The following is a 13,851-nucleotide window of genomic DNA, read 5'->3' as shown; positions in this document are numbered from 1 at the left end:
ATTTAAATATTCCAATAAAGTAACTTAACCAAATATTCTTTACGTTTCCTTTCGGGCTGTTTTTATTATGGTTAATTAGATAAATGGAAACGGGAAAATAGCCCGAAAGGAAACACAAAAAGATCCAAGCAAAATTGGAATTAGCCCTCAACCCTTTTTTCATCTATATTTATAATACCACATTTCTCATTCAAGCCTCGACTTTATTTCTATATCGGTCATACTATTTCATCCGAAAAGTATATACGCCGGCTTTTTTATATGTCAAAAGCTTTCCATCTCTCCCATTAGGGTATAAATGTACTGTACAATTTTTAGGAATCTCAATCGAACAGACTCCTTCTTTTATTAAATGGATATTAATATTGCCTTCTTTTATCGGTATACAACCTTTTATCCAATCCAAACTCATCAAATCCGGACATAAAGTATATTCTGAAAGATTCTTATCTGATTGTGAGAAACCATAAAGGCCATATAACACAGCAATTATAGGCGGTACTCCATTTGTACCATGACAGAGGCTTAAACCAAAAGGCCGGTTATAAAATGCTAATTGTTCCTTCAGTGAAATATGGGGTGTAAAATTCTCTGGGAAACGGGTATTTCCTTGACGTAACCAATCTCCCCAAACTTCATCCAACATAGTAAAGATCTCTTTTTTACGCCCAGCCTTAATATATGCTAAAAATTCATATCCCTTCTCATAACTAATCTCTTCTTTATAGAAGGGAATAGCAGGAATAATTTTATCAAATAAATAATTATAATTCTCTTCTGGATATAACCCCGTTAATATTCCCCAATATTGAGCATGATGTGATATACGATAATCCTTCTCTCCATTGATGCGATATCCATTAATAAATGCCTTTTTTTCATTGTCCCAAAAATAGTTAATAATACTATTCTTTAATTGTTCTGCTTTTTGAACATAATGCTTTGCTAGGGAATCATCATTCCATAAACGGGCAAAATATGATCCTATCAGAAAATTTTGATAGAGCATCATCTGCGCATAAGCAGGCTTCCCATATTCTTCAGGCCCCATTTTTCGAGCCCATCCCGGAATAAACCCCCATGAAGGACGGTCTGCTTCGATAAATCCATTCTCATCTTGAATAGATTCATAAAGTGCTAATTGTTGAAGAATACGCTCTTTAAACATCAAAGAGGTAACAAGATCTCCATATCGCATATAATCATGTTTGAGTCCAATCAATGCATGCAAAGGATAATCAACAATTCCCCAATCTGATATTTGTGGATGTAAAGGCATCAAAGATACAGAAATACCATTGCGAGACACCTGACGGTCACCAAATACATAATCACCTCCTAATGAGCTAATTATAGCATCCATTGACCAAGGAAGAAAATCTCGCTTTATTCCATCTAAATAAAAATTATGCATAGATGCATGCAACGTTGCAACTCCAGCTTTCCAAATATTATTTAAAGATTGACTACTACACTCAAATTGCATTAAAAATTTTACAGGCCATATTTTTGCGTCAAAACGAACAGATTTTATTTTACACGGACGATCACAAGCAATTTTCAAATAACGTAATGCTCGTTCAGGCAATATAAATTCCTGTATACTATCGGTCAAAACGAATGGTTCAATATCTCGCTGTTCAAAACCTCGAATATCTTCATTTAATGCTTCATCCGGAGACTCACCCACACTAAATGATATTGTACCACTACCAGAAGCACGTACAATAACATTTCCTATTTCTAAATGATTGAAATCCAATAATACTCGAGCATTTTCTCCTAACTCTAACAGAGAATCTCTACAAACTGTATTTCTTAAAACAATATATTTATCCGGCAAAATTGTCACTGTAAGCTCCTCGCTATCGTCTGGAGCTATTGAAGGTTTATTATAGCGAATATCTGTTTCGGGAAGATTCCAAGATTGATTATCCAAACTGACCTGCCATCCTTCAAGATCTTGAATTCCTTCTCCCTGTACAATAAGTGCTGGCAAACGATTTTCCGTCATCACATCAAATTTCAAAAAATGTGTTCCAGACGACAATTTATACACCTTAAGATTGTTGTTTATTTCTCTATCATCAACAGAAAAAGATACTTTCCCTACAGCATTCCACCGTATTTCTGTATCTTCTGCCAATTTTATTTTTTTACGAAAAATAGTTCGATTATAATCTTTCATAAAATTACCCGGATAATCCACATTCACACAACGATTATCTGATTTTTCTTTTTGAATTTTTTGCTTATGAGCACTAAGTAAACCTGGATACCACATATAAGTACTATTCCACGTTTCCATTAACTCTGGAAAAGAAGCTTTACATTCAGGGTCTAATAAAGGGTCAAAAAATTTATCTTGAGCCTTTACTGAAAAAAAAGTGAAATAACTTAAAATCCCTAACATTAAATAACTAACATGTTTCATCTTGATACTAGTATTATCGTATTGTTTATCAAATCAACATAATTACTACAAAGAAAATAGTTTACATTTTATAAAAAAAATACAAACTCGCCAAAAAACACAAAAATCACTCCTTTCTTACAGGTAAGAAAAATATAATTTTTCATCATTACACTATATTAAATCATCAATAAATCTAAAAATACAATTTATTCTCCAATATTTTCCTTAGCTTTAGTCCATCTTCAAAAACTATTGAAAATAAAAATTGATTAACTTTGAAAAAGCAAATATGAAAAATATCAATTTATGGAAAATATTAATTGGGGCATTATCGGATGCGGAGATGTGTGTGAAAAGAAAAGCGGTCCGGCATTTTATAAGATAAAACATTCATCTTTAGTTGCCGTTATGCGGAGAAATGAAGCCAAGATAAAAGATTTTGCGCAAAGACATGGTGTAGAAAAATATTACACAGAAGCCGACAAATTGATAAATGACCCCGATATAAATGCCATATATATAGCCACTCCTCCTAACATGCATAAAAGATATGCGATACAGGCCATGGAAGCAAATAAACCGGTATATGTAGAAAAACCTATGGGAATGAACTACACCGAATGTCTTGAAATGATAGAGACCTCAAAAATAACAAATCAAAAATTATTTGTTGCTTTTTATCGCCGGGCACTCCCTTATTTTCTAAAAGTAAAAGCTTTATTAGACGAAAACAGAATTGGACAAGTGCTCACTGTTGACATAAAACATATCAAGAAAGCCCAAGCATCTGACTTCGATGCCAATACTCATACTTGGAGGGTAGATAAAAGTATTGCTGGAGAAGGTTACTTTTATGATTTAGCCCCTCACACACTCGACATTCTCGACTTCCTATTGGGTAAAATAGAATCAGCAAAAGGATATTCCCAAAATCTGGGGCACTTATATGATACTAAAGATACTATATGCGCAGCTCTCCAGTTTGAGTCAGGAGTTGTAGGTACAGGGCTATGGAGCTTTGTCGCTCATGAAAACTCAGAGCAGGATTCTATCGAAATCATAGGAACAAATGGAAAAATAACATTCAGTACATTCGCTTTCACTCCTATTATGTTAATAACTGATAAGATATCCGAACAATACTCATTCACTCCCCCCGAACATATCGAACAACCCTTGATACAAACTATTGTGGATGAGTTAAGAGGACATGGACATTGCCCCTCTACGGGAATCTCCGGTGCCAGAACATCTTTAGTCATGGACCGGATACTAAAGGAACAATGATTATTCCCCTAACTGGACTTCAATATACTGTTCTTTTTCGGGACAATCATCCAAACGAATTTGTAACAACGTATATCCCGTAACAGGATTTTCAAAAGGAGTAAGAGGCTTTGCCACTGTTGTAGAAAATTTTGCATTTTTTGGAGAAAGAATCTGTAAAACAAATTTTTTGCCGTCTTTCTCCAAAACTGCCTTTTTACCATCTAATAAAACCTTCGATGATGTCACAGCATTCCAACAAACCGTACCTTCAGCATCTTTCAAATATATCGAATCACCAACAATCATAAGGCCTTTATTAGATAAAGAAAATCGTCGGATTACTCTATCGGCATCTTTCTGATATACTGATGTCAAATCAATAGCCACTGAAGTTTGCTTTTTACTCTCAACTTTATCCATAACATAAGCTCGACCCGAAACGCACTGCTTATCATCATTGATAATCAATGTATTATGACTATAATTGGTATTTCTGAAATAATTCCAGCGTTTCCCTCCATCTTTACTATCCCAAAAACCCGGCAAGTCATAATTATCTGCACCCAAATCTTCTAACCAACGAATGCCGTATCTCTCTATTATAAAATTACCGGCATCCATTTGCTGATGGGCCATATCAGGAGCACCACCTTTAGCAATTAAAAACAAATCATCTTTTTTGTGACCTTCCCGAAAGATAACAATATCATTGATGCCCCTATAAATTTTCACTTTTTCCAAGTGAGCACTTTCTTCCGGTTTTGAAATATCGCACCAAGCTAATGATAGAAAGAAATGCCAACGTGTACGCTCTTTATTATCCATTAAAGACATTATCGTCTCTCTGGCAAAATGAGCTACATCCGGTTGTTGAAACTTCCTACTAAAATAAAAATAAGCAGGACCAGCATAAGGCAATGTCCCTTCAGTACAATCTCCAAAATTAAATATTCGTTTTGATGGACTTGTCGCTTCGACATAGAATCTGGCCGTATTAGAAATTCCAGGCAAGGTATCTATTCCCATACAAGAACCCAGATTATCATCCATCGCTTTCATCATCATAGACAAATACACATTCGTATATGCCCAATAAGCCGGCCCCTCATAACAAATACCATCAGGAGCAAAAAATCGAAGGCAATTGGGCATATATTTTACCGAATTAGTTATTATTGTATCTGCCAATCCTACATAATCCTCAGCAAAAGCCAGTGCGCCAAGAGACATTCCCGTATTACAGACTACATTCCAATTCGTTTCTCGCTTAGCCCAAGAGGTATTATCGCCTTTTCGATATTCTTTAACAGCATGGTCCAAAGCATATCTTTTCACCATAAAGCGAATCTTTCCCTTCAACGATTCAGGCAAATAATCATAGGTCCAATCATAAGCAATGGCTACGGCTGTAGTCATTGCTGCAACATCCAAAAAATGTGCAGGTTCAGTATTCCAAAGCGGAAGCGTAAAAATATATTCCAAGGATTCTTTTACCTTTTCGGCATACCTGTCATCATCATACAACCGATAAGCCATAGATAAAGTTATCATACGATATACATACTCCCGACTAATATGCAACGGGGGAACCTTAGAGCCATCTTCATAAAAACGATACTCTACGGGAACTGTCAACAAACGGTCAGCTTCACGATGCAACTTATCTGATAATCTTTTAGCAAATTTATTTGTTTTCAACAAATTATTTACACGTATTTCATCAGAATCTGTAAATAACAAACGCGGATGCGGCCTAAGTTCTCGACCTAATACTGATTTTGATTGAGTCTCCGCTATAACACTCAATATTGTGAAAAACGAACCCAATAAGCCCAATAATAAAATAGATACATATTTTACTTTCATCATTCAGAAATTCGACTTTAAACTTCATGGAGAACCGAGAAAAATCTCCTTAATTATAGGAACGAGATTTTATTATTTTTATTGAGCTAATGTGTAAAAAAGAAAAAAGGCAATAGAAAAATACTTCTCTTTGCCTTTTGTAGCGAGACCGGGGCATGATCCCGGGACCTCATGATTATGAATCATGCGCTCTAACCAACTGAGCTATCTCGCCATCATTTCAATTGTATCTGCCTTATTGTGACAAATGCGGTGCAAAGATATATCGTTTTTTTGAAACCTGCAAAGTTTAGCGATATTTTTGTATCGTTTTTTTCAAAATATATTTTAATTTACTATATTTCAATAGAATAATATTAGTTATATTATAACAATAAGAAACTGGAATGATTAATTTCACAAAAAAATAATTCAACATAGTTGGAATTTTCGATATATTACATATATTCGCCCTCATAATTATTCAAACACGGGAAGCTTGTTTTCCCCTAATCATTTAAATCTATACAAAATGAAAAAGGAAAAATATACCATTGAATACAGTCTAAACAATATATCTCCCTCTGTACTATGGACCTATATCGGAACTGTCAATGGATTAGCCGACTGGTTCGCAGATAAAGTTGTAGCCGATGGCAAACACTTTACATTTTATTGGAACAAGTCTCCTCAGGAAGCGATACAAACGACTTTTCGTGCCGGCTCATTTATTCGTTTTAAATGGTGCGATGAAGAACCTGATAGTAAAGCCTACTTTGAGTTCCGTATCAATGTTGCCGAACTTACAGGAAACGTTGTCCTCGAGATTACCGATTTTGCATATCCCGAAGAAAAAAAAGATAGTATAGATTTATGGGATAAACAAATAGAGTCGCTAAAAAGAACTTTAGGTGCATGACTTTTTTAAAGACATTTCTCTGAATCCTTACAATTGAGTCTTTATAGTTTTTATACAACTGCATCATCGTAATCTCATTTTTTTACGCTACTTTTGCGAAATAATGTAAAACGACTATATGCTTCGTATAAAACGACTATATACATTTATTTTACAGACATTTTTGCCTGTTTTTTTAATGACATTTTTCATTTGCCTATTTATCGTACTTATGCAATTTTTATGGAAGTATGTAGATGAAATGGTAGGCAAAGGAATTGAAATGTCCGTATTGGCAGAGTTATTCTTTTATGCAGCCGTTACTCTTATTCCGATGTCTCTTCCTTTAGCTTTATTATTAGCATCCTTAATGACATTCGGGAACTTAGGCGAACGATTCGAATTGTTAGCGATTAAAGCTGCAGGGGTTTCTCTCATACACATCATGCGGCCTTTGATTGTTGTAATCTGTTTAATCGTAGTGGGCGCATTTTTTTTTCAAAACGATATTTTACCTAAAGCACAGGTAAAGATGTGGACTCTACTTTATTCCGTCCGACAAAAGTCTCCCGAGCTAGATATTCCAGAAGGTGTTTTCTATGATCAAATCAGTGGTTACAATCTCTATGTAAAGAGTAAAAATCGAGAGACTGGTATAATGAAAGATTTGATGATATATGATGTTTCAAAAGGCTTTGATGACGTCATGATGATACTTGCAGATTCAGGGAAACTAAAACTTACGGATGATAAGCAATATCTCTTTCTAACGTTGTACGATGGTGAATCATTTGAGAACCTGAAAACTCAGAATCGGTCTTCCAAAAATGTACCCTACCGAAGAGAAACGTTCTCTCAAAAAGAAATATTAATACCTTTCGATGCAAATTTTAATCGAATGGATGACGGAATCATGCAAAATCAATATATAGGGAAAGACATGCATGCATTAAGAACATCCATTGATTCCATGAACCTCAGAATGGATAGTATCGGACGAACATTTGGTAATGACCTAAAACGCTCTGGATACTTTACTTTGTATGATTACCAAAATAATACCGCAAAGCCTTCAAAACAAGTTCAGCAACAATCCTTTAATATAGACAGTTTGTACGCACAGGAATCTTTATTACGAAAACAGGCTCTTCTTGACAGGGCCATAACCCGTGCAGAAAGCGTAAGGCAAGACTTTGAATACAAGAGTCTCGTAACAAATGATGAGAAACGGACAATCAGGCGTCATGAAATGGAAATGCATAAAAAGTTTACTCTTTCTTTTGCTTGTCTAATATTCTTTTTTATTGGAGCTCCATTAGGTGCAATCATTCGAAAGGGAGGTTTAGGCATGCCGGTCATCGTATCCGTATTTTTATTCATTTTCTATTACATTATCGACAACACAGGTTATAAAATGGCACGAGACGGACGCTGGCCGGTATGGGAAGGTATCTGGCTAAGCTCTGCCGTATTACTTCCATTAGGCATATTCCTCACATATAAGGCTGTCAAAGATTCTGCCGTATTTAATCGAGATGCTTACATGAACTTCATACGAAAAATAATCGGAAAACAGGAAGTCCGTAATATTGTCATGAAAGAAATTGTAATAGATGAGATGATACCGGAAACTGCTCTAAAATATATTGATGAACTAAGCGATTTATGTAATGAAATGCTGAGAAAAACCGGGAATAAACGTCAAAATTATTATGAATATTGGACACGTGGATATGACAAGGACTTATTACATTCGATTAGTTACAGATTAGAAACGCTGGTAGAATACGCTCAATATTCCAAAAATCAATTGTTAATTACTAAATTGATGGATTATCCCATAATCCGAAATTTATATTTATATCGACCTACCAAAATAAAATCTGCTGGCATTCTATTAGCCATTCTATTTCCAATTTCAGTACCGATATATCTATTTGGCAGTTGGCAGCAAAAAGGATTAAGACGCGAATTAAATATGATTTTATCTACAAATAAAGAATTAAAAGAAATTATACATAAAGATTTAGAGCCTTCCGGCAAAAAAAACATATTGCCAAGTAAACCTGATGAATTCGGGTACAAAGAAAGCTAAAAAAAAAATAACAGTTTACGGATTTATTCATAAAGTCAAATATTATACGATATGAGCGAAATTAAATTAAACACGATTGAAGAGGCTATTGAAGATTTTCGAGAAGGAAAATTTATTATAGTAGTAGATGACGAAGATAGGGAAAATGAAGGAGATTTTATTGTTGCGGCAGAAAAAATCACACCCGAAAAGGTCAATTTCATGCTGACTCATGGTCGTGGTGTTCTTTGCGCTCCTATCACTGAAGAACGTTGTGCAGAATTAGAACTGGACATGCAAGTGACAGAAAACACATCAATCCACGAAACCCCCTTTACTATTACTGTCGATAAACTCGGCGGTGGTTGTACGACAGGAGTATCTATGTTTGATAGAGCAGAAACTATCAAAGCACTAGCTAATCCTGAAACTAAACCATCAGATTTAGGCCGCCCAGGACATGTAAATCCCTTACGTGCCCGAAACCGCGGTGTTCTACGTCGCTCAGGACACACAGAAGCTGCCGTAGATATGGCACGCTTAGCCGGACTTTACCCTGCAGGGGCACTTATTGAGATCATTAATGAAGATGGTACCATGGCGCGTCTTCCTCAGCTGGTGGAAGTTTCTAAGCGTTTCGGCATCAAAATAATTTCTATCAGAGATCTTATTGCCTATCGATTAAAAATAGAATCTATTGTAGAACGAGGAGTAGAAGTAGACATGCCTACTGAATACGGGCATTTCCGCCTTATTCCTTTTAAGCAAATATCAAACGGATTGGAACATATCGCTCTTATTAAAGGTAAATGGGATTTAGACGAACCAATACTTGTTCGTGTGCATTCTTCCTGTATGACAGGAGATATTTTCGGTTCGAAAAGATGTGAATGTGGCGAGCAACTCCATAAAGCGATGACCGAAATCGAAAAAGAAGGCAAAGGAGTTATCGTTTATATGAATCAGGAAGGACGAGGCATAGGCCTTATGAATAAAATAAAAGCCTACAAGCTACAGGAAGAAGGCTTGGATACTGTAGATGCAAATCTACATCTGGGATTTAAAGCAGACGAACGGGATTATGGTGTGGGAGCAAGTATTCTTAGAGATTTAGGTGTTCGAAAAATGAGATTAATGACCAACAATCCTATAAAAAGAATCGGATTAGAAGGCTATGGTCTCGAAATCATTGAAAATATCCCCATCGAGATCACTCCCAATAAATATAATATGTTCTATATGAAAACAAAGAAAGAAAGAATGGGGCATACGTTGCACAATATCAAATGATTATTGAACATAGGGAACTCAATTCTAATCTAACTCAAAATAATAATCAAATAAATATTGAATGAGGAAAAATCCCGGATTTTTTGTACTTATCACAAAAAGTCGGGATTTTTCCTCATTATCATTACAATACAACATATTTAACGGCTTTTATTTTGAAAAATGAAAGAACTTTCTTTATTTTGTTTAAGATAAGTTTAGCCCTCTTATTAAATCTGACAGTCATATGTTAACAAATACAAGTCTGTACGCAGAGAAGGTTAGCCGAGAAATGCTTATTTCCGATTCCCAGAAAAAACATGGAGACCTGACTATCTTTTTCGGAACTTGCATGGGAGAAGGTAAAACCCAAGCTATGCTCGAAAAAGCATACCTGCACAGGCAAAAAGGCCTCGATGTAGTCTTAGGCAATTTTCATCCAGATTCATTGTCAAGAAGACATGCAGTTATGGAATGTATCCTTCCCAATCAATCTGGAGAAATTGATATCGAAGCCATATTACAGCGTTCTCCGGGGCTGGTTATCATCGACGAGTTGGCTCATAACAATAGTTCAGGAAGTAGACATAAATTCAGATACCAGGACATCGAAGAGTTGCTCGATAACGGCATAAATGTATATACGACATTAAGTGTCATCCAGTTAGAGAGTAATTCATACATGATGAGTAATCGTATAGGAATCAAAGCGCCCTATATTGTTCCCGATATCTTTTTCGAACAAGCAGCACAAATCATTCCTATCGATTGTAAAATAGAAGAAATCATTCGCCGTTATAATTCAGGTGAAATTACAACATCATTCCTAACACCTGAGCAGGAAACCATATTTTTTTCATTAGACAATTTGACTTTATTAAAAAAAAGTTTCAAAAAACTAATATCGTTCCGTAAAAATGAATCCATCAGGCAGCGTATTGAAGCAAATAAACTCGAAGACATCAGTCGTGAAGGTTTACGTTTACTAGTACATATCGACGAAAAACCAAAAACTGAAAGAATAATACAAAGGGCAAAAGAGCTCTCGTATACCATGGGAGCTCCTCTTTTTGCCGTATACGTATATACTTCAGACAACTTATCTAATACAGAACAAGACCAACTGAATAAAAATATAAGGCTCGCATATCGTTTAGGAGCTTATGTAATCAGGATGACAGGAGACAATTGGATCTCAGAAATGTCTTCTGTCATAAAAAAAGAAAAAATTACACACCTCATATTAGAACGAGAACCATATAAGAAATGGTATCAGCTCAGGACTCCATACCCTTTCGAAAAACTTATCAAAAAATGCGAAGATATAGATATCTACATTCTGTCTAAAGAATCTTCTATCAAAAGAAAAAGAAAAATCGACACAGCCATAAAACGTCCTAATTTTACGGCTTCTTTAACAAACTATGTAACTTCCATACTGATAACAATAAGTTTTACAATCCTTTTATATCCACTCATATCTTGGGTACATCCTCAAGCTGTGATTTACCTTTGTATGATAATTTTGGCCATACAATCTCTATTTTTTACTACTGGCCCAATACTCACCTCGGCCGTCGTAGTTGCACTTATAATTGACTATTTTTTTACACCGCCTTTCGGAACATTTACTCTTTACAGAATAAATAATCTAGCAATGTTCGGGTTATTTCTCTCGATTCCTCTTATAAATTCCATATTTGCAAACCGTTTGAAACGGCAAGAACTAATGAGTAGAAAAAGAGAACAGGCAACCAATACCCTACTACACCTTTCAAAACACATGGCTTTTGTATCGGGAATCGAAGAAGTTCTGAAAGTTGCAGATAAGGCTGTAAAAGAAAGCTTTGACTTGGATTGTACAATTATTTTGAAAGACCAAAATGATTCTTTAAACAAAGTTCCGACCTTTATCCAGCATCTTCCTATAAATGAAGAAGAGTATGAAGTTGCTAAATGGGTATTTTCAAATAGAAAATCGGCAGGACGGTCCACAGAAACATTTATGTCTGAAGAAAAAACATTTTATCCACTCAACAGTGTACGTATGCGCATGGGGGTAATTGCCGTTAAACTGAAACGGCCGTTCAGTCCTCACGAAGAACTCATTTGGCTTACATTAAAAAGGCAAATATCAAACGCACTTGAACGTGAATATTTAAACGAACTTGCTACTCAGACTCTACTTTTACAAGAATCGGATAAGTTATATAAGACTCTATTTAATTCCATTTCACACGAATTACGTATTCCGGTAGCAACCATACTCACAGCATCCGAGACATTAAGTAGCATAGGAAACAATATGATTAAAGAAATTAATAACGAAATCTATACAGCCGGTAAACGCTTACACCGTTTAATAGAAGAACTCCTTTCGATGTCAAGGGTAGATTCCGGAAGACTTTCCCCTCGCTGCGAATATTATGATATACAAGATCTCATTGGTCCAGTACTTCAACAAATGAAAATAGAATTATCCGACTATAAATTAAATATTGATATCGAAGAAGATACCCCTCTTATCAATATGGATTTGGTCCTAATGCAACAGATTCTCACAAACCTACTGTACAATATTATCAATTACGTACCTAAACAATCACAAATAAATATAAAAACGCACTATGAAAATTCTTTATTCTCAATGGAAGTATCCGATAACGGCCCAGGATTTAATGAAGAAGACTTACCCCATATTTTCGATAAATTTTATAGGGGGGCACATGTCCCTACCGGAGGCTCAGGCCTCGGTTTGGCTATTGTAAAAGGATATGCCGAAGCGATGAAAGGCACAGCAACAGCTTGTAATACCCCGGGAGCATGTATTACGGTCACGATTCCAAGCGAGATTCTGATTATTAAAGAATAAAATTCAAAGTTATGAATAACGACAAATCTATACTTATTATCGATGATGAAGTGCAGATAAGAAAGTTACTCACAATTACTTTAGAAATGCACAATTATAAAGTCATCGTTGCTTCAAATGCAAAAGAAGGATTAGCTGCAGCGGCAATGTTTGCTCCCTCTACTATCCTCCTCGATTTGGGACTGCCCGATACAGATGGGCAACAAGTACTAAAGCAACTTCGAGAATGGTATACCAACCCTATTATTATTTTATCAGCTCGTACCCATGAAGAAGAAATCATCAAATCTCTGGATTTAGGAGCTAACGACTATTTAACGAAACCGTTCCATAACGGAGAATTATTGGCCCGTATCAGGTCTGCCCAACGTTCCATCCAATCAAATCAAGAACAATCGTCAGTCCTGACTTTTGGCAATTTATCTATCGATTTGGCAAATCATTTAGCTAAAAAAAATGATGACATTCTAAAGTTGACTTCTACTGAATTTTCTATCCTTGCACTCATGGCACAGAATGCAGGTAAGGTACTTACACATCAATACATATTAAAAGAAGTATGGGGAGTTCCTTATCAAGACCAACCTCAGTATTTACGAGTTTTTATCGCCCAATTAAGAAAAAAAATAGAAGACGACCCGTCGTTTCCTTCTTTCATAGTCACAGAATCAGGAATAGGCTATCGCTTTTGCAGAGAAATATAAAAACGGAATCGGAAGTTTTTATCATAAAAAACTCCCGATTCCGTTTTTACCACTTGGAAACCTTAAAAATTAACCTATCAACAAACTTTATACATCTGTTTGCCAATCTTTTTTACTTCAAATTATTCATGCATCATAGTGATAATCTCTCAACTTGGATTGTAATTGCTGACGAGAAGCATAAATACGGCTCTTTACAGTACCAATCGGCAAATTCATCCGATCTGCAATCTCCTGATATTTATATCCTGATAAATACAAACTGAAAGGAATACGATATTCTTCAGCCAATGATTTGATTGCCCGATTTATTTCTTTAACGGTGTAAGTAGAGTCCGGTGTCTCTTCTCCCGGATTCGATGCATACCGATTCATTATTGTTCCTTCCTCATTATCAAAAACTGTATATTTATTTGAACTACTATGATAATCATTAATAAATATATTACGCATTATAGTAAATATCCATCCGCTAAAATTATCGTTATTAACAAATTTTTCTTG

The 13,851-nt window shown here is 35.4% G+C and carries 9 protein-coding genes and 1 tRNA gene; 6 read left to right on the top strand and 4 right to left on the bottom strand.

The genetic code is table 11. From position 1 onward, the window contains the following. Positions 1–223: 223 nt before the first annotated feature. Positions 224–2,434 (bottom strand): glucosidase family protein, encoded by a 2,211-nt coding sequence (locus tag BN2628_RS13025; protein ID WP_044224539.1) that lies wholly within the window; start codon positions 2,432–2,434, stop codon positions 224–226. Between the two features lie 288 nt (positions 2,435–2,722). Between BN2628_RS13025 and BN2628_RS13020 the strand changes: the two genes are divergently transcribed. Then, positions 2,723–3,703 (top strand): Gfo/Idh/MocA family protein, encoded by a 981-nt coding sequence (locus tag BN2628_RS13020; RefSeq protein WP_044224542.1) that lies wholly within the window; start codon positions 2,723–2,725, stop codon positions 3,701–3,703. On the opposite strand, the gene BN2628_RS13015 is transcribed toward BN2628_RS13020, so the two are convergent. After that, positions 3,704–5,554, bottom strand: coding sequence for a heparinase II/III domain-containing protein (locus BN2628_RS13015; RefSeq protein ID WP_055097604.1), 1,851 nt, complete (start codon positions 5,552–5,554; stop codon positions 3,704–3,706). A 137-nt stretch (positions 5,555–5,691) separates the two neighbouring features. Further along, a tRNA-Met gene (locus BN2628_RS13010) sits at positions 5,692–5,765 on the bottom strand. A 297-nt stretch (positions 5,766–6,062) separates the two neighbouring features. On the opposite strand from BN2628_RS13010, the gene BN2628_RS13005 reads away from it, so the two are divergent. The 5 genes from BN2628_RS13005 to BN2628_RS12985 all read left to right on the top strand — a co-directional run bounded on the left by BN2628_RS13005 (position 6,063) and on the right by BN2628_RS12985 (position 13,347). Further along, positions 6,063–6,449 (top strand): START-like domain-containing protein, encoded by a 387-nt coding sequence (locus tag BN2628_RS13005; protein WP_044224545.1) that lies wholly within the window; start codon positions 6,063–6,065, stop codon positions 6,447–6,449. A gap of 118 nt (positions 6,450–6,567) precedes the next feature. Next, on the top strand, positions 6,568–8,523 hold the full coding sequence (locus tag BN2628_RS13000) for an LptF/LptG family permease (protein WP_044224550.1): 1,956 nt from the start codon (positions 6,568–6,570) through the stop codon (positions 8,521–8,523). A 51-nt stretch (positions 8,524–8,574) separates the two neighbouring features. Then, positions 8,575–9,792: a bifunctional 3,4-dihydroxy-2-butanone-4-phosphate synthase/GTP cyclohydrolase II gene (locus BN2628_RS12995; protein ID WP_044224555.1), complete on the top strand. Its 1,218-nt coding sequence runs from the start codon at positions 8,575–8,577 to the stop codon at positions 9,790–9,792. A 226-nt stretch (positions 9,793–10,018) separates the two neighbouring features. Then, positions 10,019–12,643 carry an ATP-binding protein gene (locus BN2628_RS12990; protein WP_044224558.1) on the top strand — a complete coding sequence of 875 codons (2,625 nt, stop codon included), beginning with the start codon at positions 10,019–10,021 and terminating at the stop codon, positions 12,641–12,643. Positions 12,644–12,654: 11 nt separating this feature from the next. Continuing rightward, positions 12,655–13,347: a response regulator gene (locus tag BN2628_RS12985; protein WP_044224561.1), complete on the top strand. Its 693-nt coding sequence runs from the start codon at positions 12,655–12,657 to the stop codon at positions 13,345–13,347. Positions 13,348–13,473: 126 nt separating this feature from the next. On the opposite strand, the gene BN2628_RS12980 is transcribed toward BN2628_RS12985, so the two are convergent. Continuing rightward, a partial coding sequence (locus BN2628_RS12980; RefSeq protein WP_074024182.1) for a sigma-70 family RNA polymerase sigma factor occupies positions 13,474–13,851 on the bottom strand: 378 nt, incomplete at its 5' end.

The sequence above is a fragment of the Gabonia massiliensis genome, from assembly GCF_001403595.1.
Classification (GTDB): Bacteria; Bacteroidota; Bacteroidia; order Bacteroidales; family Coprobacteraceae; genus Coprobacter; species Coprobacter secundus.
The sequence above is the reverse complement of the archived record's forward strand: the minus strand, read 5'-3'. Positions and strand labels throughout refer to the sequence as shown.

Coding starts and splice junctions, on each gene's coding strand:
- BN2628_RS13005 (WP_044224545.1), top strand. CDS start 6,063: ATGAAAAAGGAAAAATATACCATTGAATACAGTCTAAACAATATATCT.
- BN2628_RS13000 (WP_044224550.1), top strand. CDS start 6,568: ATGCTTCGTATAAAACGACTATATACATTTATTTTACAGACATTTTTG.
- BN2628_RS12990 (WP_044224558.1), top strand. CDS start 10,019: ATGTTAACAAATACAAGTCTGTACGCAGAGAAGGTTAGCCGAGAAATG.
- BN2628_RS12985 (WP_044224561.1), top strand. CDS start 12,655: ATGAATAACGACAAATCTATACTTATTATCGATGATGAAGTGCAGATA.
- BN2628_RS13020 (WP_044224542.1), top strand. CDS start 2,723: ATGGAAAATATTAATTGGGGCATTATCGGATGCGGAGATGTGTGTGAA.
- BN2628_RS13015 (WP_055097604.1), bottom strand. CDS start 5,554: ATGATGAAAGTAAAATATGTATCTATTTTATTATTGGGCTTATTGGGT.
- BN2628_RS12995 (WP_044224555.1), top strand. CDS start 8,575: ATGAGCGAAATTAAATTAAACACGATTGAAGAGGCTATTGAAGATTTT.
- BN2628_RS13025 (WP_044224539.1), bottom strand. CDS start 2,434: ATGAAACATGTTAGTTATTTAATGTTAGGGATTTTAAGTTATTTCACT.